At 66.9% G+C, this 15093-nt stretch carries 17 protein-coding genes; 12 read left to right on the top strand and 5 right to left on the bottom strand.

Annotated features, from left to right (window positions below; translation table 11 throughout):
- The first annotated feature begins 11 nt into the window (after positions 1-11).
- The 5 genes from ACOEQ1_RS05910 (at position 12) to ACOEQ1_RS05930 (ending at position 4851) form a co-directional block, all read left to right on the top strand.
- Positions 12-542, top strand: a complete 531-nt coding sequence (locus tag ACOEQ1_RS05910; RefSeq protein ID WP_419758656.1) for a glycine cleavage T C-terminal barrel domain-containing protein — start codon at positions 12-14, stop codon at positions 540-542.
- Positions 535-1074, top strand: a complete 540-nt coding sequence (locus ACOEQ1_RS05915; protein ID WP_419758272.1) for a sarcosine oxidase subunit gamma — start codon at positions 535-537, stop codon at positions 1072-1074. The genes ACOEQ1_RS05910 and ACOEQ1_RS05915 overlap by 8 nt, the downstream gene beginning before the upstream one ends.
- Before the next feature lie 36 nt (positions 1075-1110).
- The gene (locus ACOEQ1_RS05920) at positions 1111-2466 is read left to right on the top strand and encodes an L-serine ammonia-lyase (protein ID WP_419758273.1); all 1356 of its coding nucleotides are present in this window, start codon (positions 1111-1113) and stop codon (positions 2464-2466) included.
- 7 nt (positions 2467-2473) lie between these two features.
- Positions 2474-3613: an epoxide hydrolase family protein gene (locus tag ACOEQ1_RS05925; RefSeq protein ID WP_419758274.1), complete on the top strand. Its 1140-nt coding sequence runs from the start codon at positions 2474-2476 to the stop codon at positions 3611-3613.
- Positions 3614-3675: 62 nt separating this feature from the next.
- Positions 3676-4851, top strand: coding sequence for a winged helix-turn-helix domain-containing protein (locus ACOEQ1_RS05930; protein ID WP_419758275.1), 1176 nt, complete (start codon positions 3676-3678; stop codon positions 4849-4851).
- Here the strand turns inward: ACOEQ1_RS05930 and ACOEQ1_RS05935 are convergent.
- From ACOEQ1_RS05935 to ACOEQ1_RS05945, 3 genes are read right to left on the bottom strand one after another with little or no spacing between them, the layout of a single operon-like run.
- A complete protein-coding gene (locus ACOEQ1_RS05935; RefSeq protein WP_419758276.1) occupies positions 4831-5307 on the bottom strand; it encodes a DUF1348 family protein in 477 nt (158 codons plus the stop codon). The two genes, ACOEQ1_RS05930 and ACOEQ1_RS05935, sit on opposite strands and share 21 nt — an antisense overlap.
- The gene (locus tag ACOEQ1_RS05940; RefSeq protein WP_419758277.1) at positions 5304-5945 is read right to left on the bottom strand and encodes a pyridoxamine 5'-phosphate oxidase family protein; all 642 of its coding nucleotides are present in this window, start codon (positions 5943-5945) and stop codon (positions 5304-5306) included. The genes ACOEQ1_RS05935 and ACOEQ1_RS05940 overlap by 4 nt, the downstream gene beginning before the upstream one ends.
- Positions 5946-5952: 7 nt before the next feature.
- The gene (locus ACOEQ1_RS05945; protein WP_419758278.1) at positions 5953-6495 is read right to left on the bottom strand and encodes a carboxymuconolactone decarboxylase family protein; all 543 of its coding nucleotides are present in this window, start codon (positions 6493-6495) and stop codon (positions 5953-5955) included.
- Positions 6496-6595: 100 nt separating this feature from the next.
- Between ACOEQ1_RS05945 and ACOEQ1_RS05950 the strand changes: the two genes are divergently transcribed.
- From ACOEQ1_RS05950 to ACOEQ1_RS05960, 3 genes are all read left to right on the top strand, one after another.
- Positions 6596-7513 carry a LysR family transcriptional regulator gene (locus ACOEQ1_RS05950; protein ID WP_419758279.1) on the top strand — a complete coding sequence of 306 codons (918 nt, stop codon included), beginning with the start codon at positions 6596-6598 and terminating at the stop codon, positions 7511-7513.
- A gap of 153 nt (positions 7514-7666) precedes the next feature.
- Positions 7667-8953 carry a YcjX family protein gene (locus tag ACOEQ1_RS05955; protein ID WP_419758280.1) on the top strand — a complete coding sequence of 429 codons (1287 nt, stop codon included), beginning with the start codon at positions 7667-7669 and terminating at the stop codon, positions 8951-8953.
- The gene (locus ACOEQ1_RS05960) at positions 8950-9816 is read left to right on the top strand and encodes a DUF697 domain-containing protein (RefSeq protein ID WP_419758281.1); all 867 of its coding nucleotides are present in this window, start codon (positions 8950-8952) and stop codon (positions 9814-9816) included. Before ACOEQ1_RS05955 ends, ACOEQ1_RS05960 begins: the two co-directional genes overlap by 4 nt.
- A 34-nt stretch (positions 9817-9850) precedes the next feature.
- Here ACOEQ1_RS05960 and ACOEQ1_RS05965 read toward each other — a convergent pair whose 3' ends face one another.
- A complete protein-coding gene (locus ACOEQ1_RS05965; RefSeq protein WP_419758282.1) occupies positions 9851-10630 on the bottom strand; it encodes an N-formylglutamate amidohydrolase in 780 nt (259 codons plus the stop codon).
- Between the two features lie 117 nt (positions 10631-10747).
- Here ACOEQ1_RS05965 and ACOEQ1_RS05970 point away from each other — a divergent pair, with 117 nt between their 5' ends.
- Complete coding sequence (locus ACOEQ1_RS05970) at positions 10748-11977, top strand: aminopeptidase (protein WP_419758283.1); 1230 nt, start codon at positions 10748-10750, stop codon at positions 11975-11977.
- An 18-nt stretch (positions 11978-11995) separates the two neighbouring features.
- Here the strand turns inward: ACOEQ1_RS05970 and ACOEQ1_RS05975 are convergent, their stop codons facing one another.
- Positions 11996-12940: an aliphatic sulfonate ABC transporter substrate-binding protein gene (locus tag ACOEQ1_RS05975; RefSeq protein ID WP_419758284.1), complete on the bottom strand. Its 945-nt coding sequence runs from the start codon at positions 12938-12940 to the stop codon at positions 11996-11998.
- 162 nt (positions 12941-13102) lie between these two features.
- Here ACOEQ1_RS05975 and ACOEQ1_RS05980 point away from each other — a divergent pair, with 162 nt between their 5' ends.
- The 3 genes from ACOEQ1_RS05980 (at position 13103) to ACOEQ1_RS05990 (ending at position 15048) form a co-directional block, all read left to right on the top strand.
- Complete coding sequence (locus ACOEQ1_RS05980; protein ID WP_419758285.1) at positions 13103-13957, top strand: ABC transporter permease subunit; 855 nt, start codon at positions 13103-13105, stop codon at positions 13955-13957.
- Positions 13957-14718, top strand: coding sequence for an ABC transporter ATP-binding protein (locus tag ACOEQ1_RS05985; RefSeq protein WP_419758286.1), 762 nt, complete (start codon positions 13957-13959; stop codon positions 14716-14718). The genes ACOEQ1_RS05980 and ACOEQ1_RS05985 overlap by 1 nt, the downstream gene beginning before the upstream one ends.
- Positions 14719-14835: 117 nt before the next feature.
- Positions 14836-15048 (top strand): hypothetical protein, encoded by a 213-nt coding sequence (locus ACOEQ1_RS05990; protein WP_419758287.1) that lies wholly within the window; start codon positions 14836-14838, stop codon positions 15046-15048.
- Positions 15049-15093: the final 45 nt, after the last annotated feature.

A 15093-nucleotide genomic window follows, 5' to 3' on the forward strand; every position in this document is an offset into this window, starting at 1 on the left:
AGGCGAGCCGCGTGTGGGACGCGATCTACGCGGCGGGTCAGCCGCATGGGATCACGCCCTACGGCACCGAGACGATGCACGTGCTCCGCGCCGAGAAGGGCTTCATCATCGTGGGCCAGGAAACCGACGGCACGGCGACGCCGGACGATGTGGGCCTCGGCTGGGCGATCGGAAAGGCGAAGCCGGATTTCGTCGGCAAGCGCTCGTTGACGCGCTCGGGCATGATGGACCCGACGCGCAAGCAACTGGTGGGCCTGCTCAGCCTGGATCGCAGCACCGTGCTGGAGGAAGGCGCGCAGATCGTCGCGGGCAGGAGCATGGAGCCGCCGCTGACGGCGATCGGGCATGTCACCTCCTCGTATCAGAGCGCCGTGCTGGAGCATCCGATTGCACTGGCCATGCTGTCGGCGGGACGCAGCCGGATGGGAGAGACGCTCTATGTGCCGATGCCGCGCGGGTTCCGGGGCACCGTCGCGCCTCTCGCAGTGAAGGTCGTGCCACCTGTCTTCTACGACCCGGAAGGAACGCGCCTCGATGTCTGACGTGATGGACGCGACGATCGGTGCGGATGGCGTTAGCCTGGAGACGCTGCCGCCGTTCGGCCGCTTCATCTTTCGCGGCCCGGAGGGTGCGGTTCAGGCGATGAGCGAGGCCTTCGGCATCTCCCTGCCGCGCGAGGCCTGCCGTTCCACGATGGCCGCAGACCGCGCGGCGCTGTGGCTCGGCCCGGACGAGTGGCTTCTGCTCGCCCCTGCGGCGGGGCTGGAGAGCATCGACGCCGAAGCGGAGGACCGGATTTCCCAGCTGCCGCACAGCATGGTGGACGTGTCCGACCGGCAGGTGGGTCTGCGGCTGTCGGGGCGGCGGGCGGCGACGGTCCTCTCGGGCGGCGTTCCGCTGGACCTCGACCCCTCGGCGTTTCCGGTCGGCATGTGCACGCGCACGGTGCTGGCGAAGGCCGAGATCGTGCTGTGGCGGGCGGCGCCCGAGAGTTTCCACATCGAGGTGTGGCGCAGCTTCGCGCCGTATGTTCATGGCTTCCTGCGCGAGCACATGCGGGAGTTCGGGAATTGAAATTTTTGCTTCTTTTTTTAAAAAGAAGCGCTGACCTTGATTAGCGTTTTCGAGTTGTTCAAGATTGGCATTGGCCCTTCGTCCTCTCACACCGTCGGGCCGATGAAGGCGGCGGCCGCCTTCGCGTCTTCCTTGACGGCGCAACCCGCTCGCATCCGCGTGGACCTGCTGGGTTCCCTTGCCTGGACCGGCCGTGGCCACGCGACCGACACGGCGGTGATGCTGGGGCTCGCCGGTGAGCGCCCGGACAGCGTGACGGCGGAGGCCGCGCGCCGCATCATCGACGACGCTCGCGGCGCGCATCGCCTGCCTGTCGGGCGCGGCATGATCGTGTTTGATCCGGCAACGGACATCGTCTTCGACACGGCGGCGGCGACGCCCGTCCACCCCAATACGCTGGTGTTCACCGTGCTTGGCGCGGACGGTGCTGAGATCGTGTCGGAGCGATGGTGCTCGGTCGGCGGTGGTTTTGTGGCGAAAGAGGCCGATGTCGGCGTGCCCCTGCCGGGGACCGACGACCCCCTGCCCTACGCGTTCCGGAACGGCGGCGAGATGCTGCGGCTCGGCGAGCTTTCGGGCCTCTCGGTCGCCGGGATGATGTGGGAAAACGAGCGCGTGCTGCGGCCGCAAGCCGAGATCGAGCGGCGGCTGGACGAGATCATCGCCGTGATGATGGATTGCATCGACCGCGGCATCGCGGGCGAAGGCGAGTTGCCGGGCGGGCTGAAGGTGCGCCGGCGTGCGCGGGCCCTGCTGGCGCGGATGGAGACGGCGGGCGCCCGGAACGACCCGCTGCCGCACACGCTGCTCGACCGGGTGAGCCTCCACGCGATCGCGGTGAACGAGGAGAACGCCGCGGGTGGCCGGGTGGTGACGGCGCCGACGAACGGGGCGGCGGGCGTGGTGCCGGCGGTGCTGCGCCACTACCGCGACGACTGTCCGGGCGCGAGCCTGGAGGGGATGCGGGATTTCCTGCTGACGGCGGCGGCGATCGGGGCGTTGTTCAAGATCAACGCGTCGATTTCGGGCGCCGAGATGGGATGCCAGGGCGAGGTCGGCGTCGCCTGCTCGATGGCGGCGGCGGGGTTGACGGCAGCGCTCGGCGGCACGATCGCGCAGGTGGAGAATGCGGCTGAGATCGGGATGGAGCATCACCTCGGAATGACCTGCGACCCGGTGGGCGGTCTCGTGCAGATCCCCTGCATCGAGCGCAACGCGTTCGGGGCGATCAAGGCGATCAACGCGGCGTCGTTGTCACTGCATGGGGACGGCACGCATCGCGTGTCTCTCGATCAGGTGATCGCGACCATGCGTCAGACCGGGCAAGATATGCAGTCGAAATACAAGGAAACGTCGCTGGGCGGGCTGGCGGTGAACTTTACAGAGTGCTGAGGGGAACATGGTCTCGCCCTACACGATCGACATACCCGACGAACGGCTTGCGGCCATCATGGCGAAGGTCGAGGCCTATGATTGGAGCCAGCTGCCCGATGCAGGTGGTTGGACCTCGGGGGTCGGCATCGACGACCTCAAGCGTCTCGTCACCTACTGGCGGAGCACCTACGACTGGCGCGCGGTCGAGCGACGCCTCAACCAGCTCCCCAACTTCATGGCCGATGTCGAGGGTGAGCGTATCCACTTCATCCATTTTCGCGGTGACGGCTCAAAGCCGCCGCTTCTGCTTCTCCATGGCTGGCCGGGCTCGTATCTCGAATTTGAAAAGCTTGTTGGTCCACTCGCGGCGGATGGGCACGATGTCATCGTCCCCTCGCTGCCGGGTTTTGCCTTCTCCAAGCCGATCACCGGCATCATCGGCCCGCGCCGGGCGGCGGATCTCATGCACGGGCTGATGGTGCAGTTGTTCGGGCAACGCCGATACATCGTGCAGGGCGGTGACTGGGGCTCGGGGATCGCCGGCTGGATGGCCCACAGCCAGCCCGACGCCTTGCTCGGCATCCACGTCAACATGGTCAATCTGATGGCGGAAGACGCCACTCCCACGACCGACGAAGAGAAGGACTTCCTCGCCAAGCGGACGGCCACGCTCGAGTTGGAGGGCGGATACAGTCATGAGCAGGGAACCCGCCCTCAGACGCTGGGCGTCGCCATGGCCGACAGTCCGGTGGGCGCCGCCGGTTGGATACTCGAAAAGTTCGGCATGTGGGCGGACCTGCCAAAGACCGCCGACGGCAGCCCGGACATCTGGAGCAAATTCTCCGAGGAGGAGCTGCTCACGAACATCATGCTGTATGTCGCGCCGTCTTCCGTTGTGACGGCAACCTGGATCTACCGCGGCAGGCGTCTGGAGGGCACGCAGACCTTTCCCGCCGGCACGCGCATCCGGGTGCCGACCGGTGTCGCGGCCTTCCCCGATCCCGTGTTCAGGCCGCCGCCGCGTTCGCTCGCCGAAAAGACCTACAGCATCGTGCATTGGAGCGAGCCGTCCGCCGGTGGGCACTTCGCCGCGATGGAGCAACCGGCGCTGATGCTCGCCGACCTGCGCGCCTTCGTCTCCATTGTCGGGAGAGAGCCGCACTGAAGGCCGAACTCTCCGCGTCCGAGGCCCGTCGCATCGCCCTTGCGGCACAGGGGTTCAACCCAATGCGCCGGCACGAAGCCATCGGTGCCGCGTTGCTGCGTAAGGGCGTCGAGCGGCTCGGCCTGCTGCAGATCGACAGCGTGAACGTGCTCGTGCGGGCGCACTATCTGCCGCTGTTCTCTCGGCTGGGCGCCTACGAGATAGCCCTGCTGGACAAACTGGTGGCCGCCAAACCGAAGCGCCTGTTCGAATATTGGGGGCATGAGGCGTCGCTGCTGCCGGTCGAGTGCCACCCGCTTCTGCGCTGGCGCATGGCCCGCGCGCTGCGGGGCCAGGGCGTGTGGGGGCCTCTCGAGCCCTTCGCCGGGGAGAAGCGGCGCGAGGCCACCGCTCTGCTCGCGCGCATCGAGGCAGAGGGGCCGCTCGCCGCGTCCGACGTGGCGGCAACCAGGGCGACGAAGGGGATGTGGGTGTGGAGCGCCGCCAAGCACGCGCTTGAATGGCTGTTCTGGGCTGGGCTGGTCGCCTCGACACACCGCCGGGGCAGCTTCGAGCGCGTGTATGACCTGCCCGAGCGCGTGTTGCCGCGTGCAATACTGGAGCTTCCCACGCCCCGCGGCGTCGATGCCCGGCGGGCGCTCATCGCACGCGCCGGGCGGGCGCTTGGTATCGCGACGGCAGACGACCTGCGCGATTACTACCGCATTCCTGCCCCGGACGCGCGCCTGCCGATCGAACAACTGGTCGAAGACGGGACCATCATCCCCGTGCGCGTGCGCGGCTGGCAGCAGCAAGCCTATCTGCACAAGGATGCGCGCGCCGCCCGCAAGCTGGAGGGTTCGGCGCTGCTGTCGCCCTTCGACCCTCTCATCTGGCACCGTCCGCGAACCGAGCGGTTGTTCGGGTTCCGCTATCGGCTCGAAATCTACACGCCCGCCCACAAGCGCGAGCACGGCTACTACGTGCTGCCATTCCTGATGGACGGCGCGCTCGTTGGCCGCGTGGACCTGAAGGCGGATCGCAAAGCCGGCACGCTAATCATCCAGCGCGCGCACCTCGAGCCCGATGCCCCGCACCACACGGCGGAACGGCTGATCGAGGAACTGCGGCTGATGGCGTCGTGGCTCGGACTGACGAGCCTTGCGGTGGCAACGGCCGCCGACCTCGATCGCCTCTTCGCGAGCCTCACCTGCACAAGCGCCGAGCCTGTGCGGATGTCAGAGGCCGAGCTCACTTAGCCCCGGATGATCGTCCGGCCGAGCTTGCCCCACCGGCCAGTGGAACCGCCGCGTAGATTGCGCGATCGGAATGTCGTTGATGCTCGCATGGCGCACGCGCATGAGGCCGCTCTCGTCGAACTCCCACAACTCGTTGCCGTAGCTGCGGAACCAGGCAGCAGTCTCGTCGTGCCACTCGTAGCAGAACCGCACCGCGATCCGGTTCTCGCGAAAACCCCAAAGCTCCTTGATCAGCCGGTAATCCGTCTCCTTCGCCCACTTGCGCGTCAGAAAATCGACGATGGCTTCCCGGCCCTGAAAGATCTCGTCCCTGTTACGCCAGCGGCTGTCGACAGTATATGCGAGCGCCACCTTGGCCGGGTCGCGGCTGTTCCACGCATCTTCGGCCTTGCGTGTCTTCAGCGTCGCGCTCGCCAGGTCGAAGGGCGGGAACGGCGGCCGGGCTTGATCGGTCAAAGGCCTCTCTCCTTGTTGCTGTAGAGCAGCAGTTGCGCGGCAAGCCTCGCGTTCTCCCGCTCAAGCTCCTCGATACGATGACGGAGTGGAGATACGGCAGCCTCGATCTCCTCCGTGGTGTAGCGGGGCCGGATGTGCTGCGGACAGTTCCAGTCGAACGTTTCCAGACGCAGCACGAAGGCCCGCTCCGGTCTTCCGCGGTAACCGGCATCGACCAGTTTTGCCGCCAGATCCGGCGATGCGGCGAGATCCTCAGCGTGCATGTGCGCCAGTATCTTGAGCCGCGCCTTGTGCGGGTAATCGACCAGGATCAGGGAGACCCGGTCATCCGCCTTGACGTTGCCGAGACTGATATACTGCCGGTTGCCGCGGTAGTCGGCGAAGGCCAGCGTCTGGTCGTCGAGCAGTTTGAGGAAGCCCGGCGGGCCGCCGCGATGCTGCACGTAGGGCCAGCCAGATTCGGAGACGGTCGCGAGATAGAAGTTGTCGCGGGCGGCGATGAAGGCCGCTTCGCTTGCGCCGAAACGGTCGAAGGTCCGGTCGCCGCCTTTCCCGTCCCACAAGCCCAGGCTTCCCTGCTCTGCCTGCGCGTTGCGGACAGCGGGCGTCGCAAGCAGATCAAGGAAGCCGTAGGCCACGGTGCGCTCAGGCCGCCTTGGCGGTCACGACCGGGAAATCGATTTCGGTGCCGGCGACGATGTTGAGGAAGTTGGTGAACACGTTCTCGGCCACGATCGCCACGATCTCGACCAGCTGTCCGTCGGTATAACCGGCAGCGCGCACGGATTGAATATCGGCCTCGGTGACCTGACCGCGATTTCTCGTGATCGTCGCGGCGAATGCGACGGCGGCATTTGCCTTCGCATCGGCAGAGGCGCCCTCACGGTTCCGGGCGATCTCCCCCGCATCGAGCTTGGCGAGGTTGGTGGCGAGGTAGCTGTGGGCAGACAGGCAATAATCGCAGCCATTCACCTGCGCCACGGCGAGGGCGATGCGCTCGCGCGTCTTCACGTCCAGCGTCTTTGCCAATGCGCCGCTCAGGCTCAGGTAGCCCTGCAGCGCGTGCGGACTGAGCGCGATCACGCGGAACATGTTCGGAACAAGCCCTAGCTGCTTTTCCACCGCATCGAGCAGCGGCTGGGAACCAGCGGGAACGGCGTCTCGGGCGGGAGCAGGAATATGGGACATGGTGTGCCTCTTGCTTTGGTGTCCGGGAGGTATGGACTGAAACGCTGCCGAGAATAATCCGGCATCTTGGCATTACTCTGTTGCCGTCCTAGCAATGACCATGGATCATCTCGAGGCGATGCGGATGTTCGTGGCGGTGGCCCGGAGCGGTAGCTTCGCCGAGGCCGCTCGCCGAACACGTCTGTCGCCGTCCGTCGCCACGCGCGCCGTGGCACAGTTGGAGGACCGGCTCGGCGTGGAGCTGTTGAGCCGCACGACGCGTTCGGTCCGCCTGACCGAACTGGGGGCCGCTCATCTCGACCGGTGCATTCGCATTATCGAGGAGCTGGACGATGCCGAGCGGGCACTGCGCGGCGACACCGGAGAACTACGCGGCGAAATGGTTGTTGCCGCTCCGGTCGTGTTTGGGCGCCTGCATGTGCTTCCGATCGTCGTGGCAATGATGCGGCAACATGCCGCGCTCTCGGTTCGGCTGATGCTCTCGGACCGCAATGCGCGCGTGGCCGAGGAAGGCGTCGATGTTGCCGTCAGGATCGGGCCGCTTGCCGATAGCAGTCTGATCGCTGTGCGTCTCGGCAGCGTGGGGCAGGTTGTCGTTGCAAGCCCGCACTATCTTGCCACCCATCCCGTGCCGGAGCGCCTCGCCGACCTCAAGAACCACAGCCTCATCGTCTTCGAGGGTCTGGGGCAGACCAACGAGTGGCGGTTTCGAGATGAGGCGGTCCGCATCCGGCCGCGACTGAGCGTGACCACGGCCGATTGCGCCATTGCCGCGGCTGAAACGGGTTTGGGCATCACCCGGACGCTCTCCTATCAGGTGGACGAGGCGCAGCGCGCCGGTCGCCTCGTGCCCTTGCTGGAAGAGTTCGCACCACCGCAGGTTCCGGTGAGCGCGCTTTATCAGCCCAGCCGCCGCACGACGGCGAACGTTGCCGCCTTTCTTGCTGAAGCGCGCACCTACTTCGCAGCCGGAGCCGTCAGCGGAACCGGGGAAGTTCACGCGGCGGGCTTGCGGTGAATCCAAGGAAGGCTGAGGCGGTGGCCGGTCTTGCGCTTGCGCCTTCGGCAATCAGCGTTACTTGCTGAGCATGAGCAGCATGCCGTTCCAGGTGATCCAACGGGCCTGATCCCTAACCTTACCGGATGGACCGGCGGCACGATCCGCATTGGCGTGACCGGCCTGGCGCGGGCAGGGAAAACCGCGTTCCTGACATCGCTGGCCGCGAACCTGCTGGCGATGGGGGCGGGTCAGCCGACGCTGCCCGCGTTGGCAGCCCGGTTGGGCGGCCGTCGCGTCAGCGTCGCCCTGGCCCAAAGCGGCGCCTCCGGAGTTCCGCGCTTCGACTACGGCGCCCATCTCGACGCGCTTGCCGCAGAGCCGGCCGCCTGGCCCGCCCGCACCGGAGCGGTCTCGCTGCTGGCATTGGACGTTACCGTGCCTCGGGCGGGCCTCGCCGGGCAGTTGCCGCCGCGCCGTCTGCGCCTCGAGTTCCTCGACTATCCAGGCGAGTGGCTGCTGGACCTCCCGCTGTTGCGCATGAGCTTTGCCGACTGGTCCGAGGGCGTGCTCCGCCGGTTGGAGAACCAGCCCGTGGCAAAGGATTTCCTCACCTTCTCCACGGCGCTGCCGGGGGATGCCGCGCGCGACGAGGCCTTGGCCGCGACGGGGCATCGCCTATATCGAAGCCTGCTGCACCGGCTGCGGGACGAGGCGGGGCTCGCCTATCTGCAACCAGGACGCTTCCTGATGCCGGCGCCGGGTCCGGAGCCGCCTTGGATCGGATTTTTCCCCTTGCGCGGACGTGGCGGCCTCGCCGGCCTTCTCGAGGAGCGTTACGCCGCTTACGCCAATGCGGCGCGACAGGACTTGCTCTCGCCGCTCTTCGGCAAACTCGACCGTCTTGTGGTGCTGGCCGATCTTCTGACCGCACTCGCATCCGGACATGAAGGGTTTGCCGACACACAGGCGGCACTGTCGGCGGCCTCCGGCGCCCTGCGCTGGCAGTCCTCCTGGATGGAGAGCGTGACGGCGCTGCTTTCCCTGCGCTTGCCACCGCCGGTGATCGGGCGCGTTGCCTATGCAGCCACCAAGGCCGATCATGTGGCCGCCCGCCAACGCGGCAACCTCCGCAGCCTGATGAAGGCGCTGACGGAACGGGAGACCGAAATGGCCTCGGCCTGGTTCGCCATCGCCTCGATCCGCTGCACGGAGGATGCCGCCTGGCAGCTGGGCGGCCGCAGCGTCTCGGCCGTGCGCGGCCGGGTGGCGGGCCAGGGTGTCGCCCTTTCCTATCCGGGCGAGGTTCCCGACCAGCCACCGGACGACGCCTTCTGGACGCATCCGTTTTTCGCATTGCCTGATTTCGAGCCGACGCGCCTACCTCACGCCCGACGCGCGGGCATCCCTCAGATCGAGATGGATGCGCTGCTCGCCTTCCTGCTGGACGACGTGCTGTGACCCGCGCGCCGCGCCTGCTGATCGAGGATGCCAAGGGACCGCGCCTCGATCCGATGATGCCGGTGGTGGTGGAGGCGACCGAGGAACCGGCGCCGCGCGCTTCCGGCTTTGTGCTGGCACTGGCGGGCGTGGCGGTTTTGGCGATCGGACTGGCGGCGCTGCAGACGGCCAATTTCGTCGCGACCCAGTTCGACCGCACCGTCTGGCTGGGTTGGCTGACGCTCGCGGTCGCAGTCCTGGGCTTTGGGCTTCTGCTGGCGGCAATCTGGCGAGAGTTGAGCGGCCTGTTCGCGTTGGGCCGCGTCGACCGCTTGAGGCGCGCGCTGGCGAGCGGCGACGCCCACCGCATCCACACGGCGGCCCGGAGTTGGGCCGCAACTCTTCCCGAGGCCGCGACGCTCGTACCGGCCATCAACGCCACCAACGACCCCGACGCCATCCTGGCCCTGCTGCGGGCTGGGCCGGTGGCCGGGCTGCGCGCTCGCAGCGACGCATTGGGACGGAACGCCGCGTTTCAGACTGCGGCCGGGATCGCCGCCACGCCGGCGCCGGCTCTGGTCGTGCTTCTCGTGGCTTGGCGTGGGGTGCGGCTCGTGCGCCAGGTGGCGGCGCTGCACGGCATGCGCCCGGGCCTGTTCGGCACGCTCGGTCTGCTCCGCCGCACAATGATGGCGGCGGGCCTGGTGGCCGGGTCGGAGGCCGCGATCAACGCGGCCGCTCATGCCGTGCTCTCCAATCCGCTGCTGACCCATGCGCTTGGAGAGATGGCCGGCGCCGGCGTCGCGGCCCGCCGCATGATCCTGCTGGCGCGTGCGACGGCTGCCGCCTGCAATCCGCTCGACGGGACGCGCGACACGGAATGACGGTGGTGCAAGATGGACCACGATCCGGCGAGCCTCAGGAGGCGGCGCGGAACTCCGTCCAGACCTTTGGCAGCAGGCGGATCAAGCGCGCCGCCCACCCGGCCTGCCCCGCCTCGTTCGCTATGAGATCCTGGCGGATCTCCAACTCGAGGTAAGGCAATGCCCGGCGCTCGGCATGCACCGGGATCGAGTAGTCGGTGAGGTCGTTGACGAAATAAGGCTCGTTGTCGCCAACCACCAGATCGCCCTCTTCCAGCAATAGCCGCTTGAGGAGAAGCGACAGGCGCGCATCCCGGTTGTAGAGCACGCCCGCATGCCATGGCCGCACCTCGCCCTTGTAGACGGGGGTGAAACTGTGGACGGCAACGAAGGCCGTGGGCCGGGCCGCCCGCGCGTCCAGCGCCGCCGTGATCGCGGCGTGGTAGGGTTGGAAAAGCGCCACCCGCCGCGCCTCCCGCTCCGCATCCGTCAGACCCACATTGCCGGGGATCGGGGTTGTCTCGCTGATCTCCGGGATCGAACTCGGCACCGACGGGTCGCGGTTGCAGTCGATCACCAGACGCGAATAGATCTGGCGGATGAGCGTCGCGTCGAACGCATCGGCGAGCCGGACAGCAACCGAGGCCGCGCCGATGTCGTAGGCGATGTGCCGCTCCATCTCCGCGTCCGAGACGCCGAGCTGGCCGAGCCGCCTCGGCATGCGCCGCCCGGCATGATCGCAAACAAAGAAAAAATCGGAGGCACCGTCGGGGTGGTCGATCACCACCGGTGCGGGTTCATCCTCGGATAGAAGGGTCACGATCGACGGCTGCATCACTCCATCATAGCGGCAGGTACCGGTCGCGTCATGTCCAAGCGGCGCTTCGCCTCCCCTACTTGACCCGGCGGCCATTTGGTCCTGATTTCATCGACACAGAACGAGGACATCCTGATGGATTTCGAAACGAAGCTCGATCGCCTCGCCGAGGTCGCGGTGAAGGTGGGTCTTGGCCTGCGCGCTGGCCAGGAAGTGGTCATGACTGCGCCGCTCGAAGCGCTGCCGCTGACGCGGCTCATCACACGTCACGCCTATAAGGCGGGCGCCTCGCTCGTCACCACCTTCTACGGCGACGATCAGTCGACCCTCGCCCGCTTCGAATATGGCGCACCCGAGAGCTTCGATACCGCCCCCGCCTGGCTGTTCGAGGGGATGGCGAAAGCCTATGGCGACGGCGCCGCGCGCCTGGCGATCGCGGGCGACGACCCGGCTCTGCTGGCGGCCCAGGACCCTGAAAAGGTCAGCCGCGCCAACCGGGCCCGCTCCAAGGCCTACCTGCCGGCGCTGAAGCATATCGTCGACTTCCATATCAACTGGAGCATCCTGTCCTTCGCCAGCCCGTCATGGGCGAAGATGGTCTTCCCCGACGTCCCCCTCGAGACCGCCGTGGCGAAGCTATGGGACGCGATCTTCGCCGCCTCGCGCATCGACGAGGCCGACCCCGTGGCGGCCTGGAACGCCCACAACGCGCGTCTGCGCGACCGCAAGACGTTCCTCAACGAGCGCCGATACTCAGCGCTGCGCTTCCGCGGGCCGGGCACCGATCTGACCGTCGGCCTCGCCGACCGCCACGAATGGGCGGGGGGCTCGGAAGCGGCGCGCAACGGGATCGTCTGCAATCCGAACATCCCGACCGAGGAGGTCTTCACCACGCCTCATGCCCAGCGAGTGGAAGGCCGGGTGACGAGCACCAAGCCGCTCTCCTATCAGGGGACGCTCATTCAAGGCATCGCCGTGCGGTTCGAGGCAGGTCGCATCGTGGAGGCAACAGCACGGACGGGCGAGACCGTGCTGCATAAGGTGCTGGAGACCGATGCCGGCGCCGCGCGCCTCGGCGAGGTGGCGCTGGTGCCGAACTCCTCGCCGATCTCTAGAAGCGGCATCCTGTTCTACAACACGCTGTTCGACGAGAACGCCGCCAGCCACATCGCCCTGGGCCAAGCCTACAACAAGTGCATCACGGGTTTCGAGACGATGAGCGAGGAGGAACTCGTGGAGGTCGGCGCCAACCGGAGCCTCATCCATATCGACTGGATGATCGGCTCGGGCGAGGTGGATGTCGACGGCGTCTCGGCTTCCGGCGAGGCCGAGGGGCTCATGCGCGCCGGCGAGTGGGTCATCTAGCCTGGCGTCAGGCCGCGTTCACCCCTGCCAGGCGGCGTCCGTGACGACGATCTTCCTCGGTACAAGCCCGAGGCCGAAGAAGGTGTCGGCTATTTTTTGCTGGTCGGCGAAGATCGCAGGCGTCATCGGTCCGACGCCGTAGGCGACGCGCGCCAGAGCCTTCTGCAGAACCGGGATTGGAATGCCGGTCTCGGGCCCGAGCTTGATCGCAGCCGCACCGGTGTCCGCGGCGACGCTTTTTTCGGTGGCCCCCACGGCCGAGACCACCGCCCGAACCACGGGCGCATTCGCCTCGGCAAAGGAACGCCGGGCAAGGAAGAACTGGTGGTTCGGCGCGATGCCCTCGGCGTCGGCGACGAGTTGACCGCCCGTCATCTCGGCGGCGGCAAAAAGCGGATCCCAGCAGCACCAGGCGTCTACGCGGCCGGTGCGGAAGGCGGCGAATGCGTCCGGGGGCGCAAGGAAGCTGATTTGCGCGTCTTTCGGCGTCAAACCAGCCTTGGCCAGGGCCGCCACCAACAGATAGTTCGCGTTGGAGCCCTTGGTCGTCACGATGTGGCGGCCGCGCAAGTCGCTCAGCGTCTTGATCGTGCTGCCGGAGGGCACGACAATCCCCTCGCCCTTGGGCGCCGGCGGATCGGCGGCGACATAAACGAAGGGCGTGCCCGCAGCCTGGGCGAAGATCGGCGGAGTTTCGCCGGTGATGCCGAAATCGATGGCGCCGGCGTTCAGCGCCTCGAGAAGCGGAGGCCCTGACAGGAATTCACTCCAGCTCACCGTGAATCCCAGGGGCGCCAACGTCCGATCCAGAGTGCCGGCGGCCTTCAGCAGCAGAAGTGTGCCGTATTTCTGGTAGCCGAGGTGGATGGTGCCCCCCGCGGCCGAGGCCGAACGCCCCGCGCCGATATAACCGGCGGTTGCCACGGCTGGTGCCGTCATCAGGAACGATCGGCGAGAGATCATCGTGGTTTCCCGGCACTGAGCCATGAACATGGCTGTTAACGCGGGTGCATCATGCGTTACCCGCTTCACAGCCGTGGTATTTGAACTATCTCGTCCTCGTCAATCGTGTATATTTATGTTCCACGTCTCGTTGTCACTGTTCTGTTGTATTGGAGTGAGCCTATGGCCAGCGCCGCTGTGAGCGTCTCGTCAGCGCGATCCGCGTCCCGTCCAAGACCGGTCGTGGGCAATGGATTGCTCGGCAGCGCGCACCGCTTCCTGGTGCCCGTCCTCATACTGATTGTGTGGCAGGCGCTGGACTCGCTGGGCTGGATCAACAGCCGGCTCATGCCCTCGCCGGTCATGGTCGCCGAGGCTTTCTGGCAGCTCCTGGTCACCGGACAGCTGCTGACGAACCTCTGGGTGTCGCTCGTCCGGGTCATGGTGGGGCTTGGCATCGGCGTCGTGCTGGGCGTCGTCTTCGGGCTGTTCGCCGGGCTCTCCCGCTTCGGCGAGAACACGGTCGACTCTACGCTGCAGATGGTGAGAACCCTGCCCCACCTGGCGCTCATCCCTCTTTTCATCCTGTGGTTCGGCATCGGCGAGACACCCAAGATCGCGCTCATCGCGCTCGGCTCGGTGTTCCCGATCTACCTCAACCTTTTCGCCGGCATCCGCGCGGTCGACCGCAAGATCATCGAAGCCGCCTCGACGCTCGATCTCACCCGCTCCGAGATCATCTGGAACGTCATCCTGCCGGGCGCGTTGCCATCGTTCCTTGTCGGCCTGCGCTATGCCGTGGGGATCGCGTGGCTCACGCTGGTGGTGGCCGAGCAGGTCAACGCCAACAGCGGCATTGGCTACCTGGTCATGAATGCCCGCGACTTTCTCGAGACCGACGTGATCTTCGTGGGGCTTATCATCTACGCGATCCTCGGTCTCACCACGGACCAGATGGTCCGCGCCATCGAGCGGCGAGCGCTCGTCTGGCGGCCAAGCTTCGTCGGCCCGCAACAGGTAAATCGGGGGATCGTGTGATGACCGCTCTGCAGTCGACGGCTCCGGTGCTCGACGAGCCGCGCGTAACCCGCGGCGAGGTCGCCGTCAGCATCAGCGGCCTCACCCGCTCGTTCGGTGGTCCGAACATCCTCGACGACCTCGACCTCGAGCTCGAGGCGGGGAGCTTCACCGCCCTGCTCGGCCGGTCGGGCTCCGGCAAGTCGACCCTGCTGCGAACGCTGGCTGGGCTCGACCACGCGCCCTCCGGCACCGTCACCGTGCCGGATCGTCGAGCGGTCGTCTTTCAGGAGCCGCGGCTGCTGCCTTGGAAGAAGGTGTGGCGCAACGTCTCGCTCGGCCTGCGGACCGGCAACCCGCGCGCGAAGGCGAGCGCGGCGCTCGCCGAACTCGGGCTGGCCGACCGGCTCGACGCCTGGCCGCTCACGCTCTCCGGCGGCGAGGCGCAGCGTGTCGCCCTTGCCCGGGCATTGGTCCGTGACCCCAAGCTCATGCTGCTCGACGAGCCCTTCGCCGCGCTCGATGCTTTGACGCGGCTGCGGATGCAGGCGCTCGTGGGCAAGCTTTGGCAGATGCATGATCTCACCGTCCTGCTCGTGACCCACGACGTGGATGAGGCGCTGCTGCTGGCCGACCGCGCGGTGGTGCTGATCGACGGGCGAATCGGGGCCGATATCCCGATCCCGCTCGACCGCCCGCGTCACCATGGCAATCCGGAGTTCATCCGGCTGCGTCAACGTCTGCTATCCACCCTGGGCGTGGACGAAACCGGGCTTTCTTAAGGCCAGCGACCACTCGGGCCGGATCGTCCAGGGAGGCTGCCGTCCCCCGGCCGTGGCGTTGCAGGCTGGCCTCTCGTTACCGTCGTAACTATAAACTGCCATCGATCGGATCATGCGATGGCGGACGCCCAAATCCCAGCAAGCGAGTTCTGCCGCCAGGCTTACCGCCTCTCAACCGCGTGGCGGTTGGAGATCGGCAAGCGCCCGCGCGCCTTCGCCGTGACCTTCGTCAAAGACGTGAACGCGGCGGAACCGGATTTCCGTTACAGCGGCCTTGGCCGGTTGCTGCGCTCCTTCGCCCGCCACCGTGCGGTTGAGGAGAACAGCTGAAATGAGTGCTGTCTCGGGTCCTGCGTCACCTGTTCGGCAAGCCTC

Origin of the sequence: Acidisoma sp., from assembly GCF_965199065.1 — a bacterium.
Lineage (GTDB): Bacteria > Pseudomonadota > Alphaproteobacteria > Acetobacterales > Acetobacteraceae > Acidisoma.

What these genes read in the sequence shown, in the direction of transcription:
- ACOEQ1_RS05915 (WP_419758272.1), top strand. Translation starts at nt 535, where the DNA reads ATGTCTGACGTGATGGACGCGACGATCGGTGCGGATGGCGTTAGCCTG.
- ACOEQ1_RS05925 (WP_419758274.1), top strand. Translation starts at nt 2,474, where the DNA reads ATGGTCTCGCCCTACACGATCGACATACCCGACGAACGGCTTGCGGCC.
- ACOEQ1_RS05930 (WP_419758275.1), top strand. Translation starts at nt 3,676, where the DNA reads ATGCGCCGGCACGAAGCCATCGGTGCCGCGTTGCTGCGTAAGGGCGTC.
- ACOEQ1_RS05945 (WP_419758278.1), bottom strand. Translation starts at nt 6,495, where the DNA reads ATGTCCCATATTCCTGCTCCCGCCCGAGACGCCGTTCCCGCTGGTTCC.
- ACOEQ1_RS05950 (WP_419758279.1), top strand. Translation starts at nt 6,596, where the DNA reads ATGGATCATCTCGAGGCGATGCGGATGTTCGTGGCGGTGGCCCGGAGC.
- ACOEQ1_RS05965 (WP_419758282.1), bottom strand. Translation starts at nt 10,630, where the DNA reads ATGCAGCCGTCGATCGTGACCCTTCTATCCGAGGATGAACCCGCACCG.
- ACOEQ1_RS05970 (WP_419758283.1), top strand. Translation starts at nt 10,748, where the DNA reads ATGGATTTCGAAACGAAGCTCGATCGCCTCGCCGAGGTCGCGGTGAAG.
- ACOEQ1_RS05975 (WP_419758284.1), bottom strand. Translation starts at nt 12,940, where the DNA reads ATGATCTCTCGCCGATCGTTCCTGATGACGGCACCAGCCGTGGCAACC.
- ACOEQ1_RS05980 (WP_419758285.1), top strand. Translation starts at nt 13,103, where the DNA reads ATGGCCAGCGCCGCTGTGAGCGTCTCGTCAGCGCGATCCGCGTCCCGT.
- ACOEQ1_RS05985 (WP_419758286.1), top strand. Translation starts at nt 13,957, where the DNA reads ATGACCGCTCTGCAGTCGACGGCTCCGGTGCTCGACGAGCCGCGCGTA.
- ACOEQ1_RS05990 (WP_419758287.1), top strand. Translation starts at nt 14,836, where the DNA reads ATGGCGGACGCCCAAATCCCAGCAAGCGAGTTCTGCCGCCAGGCTTAC.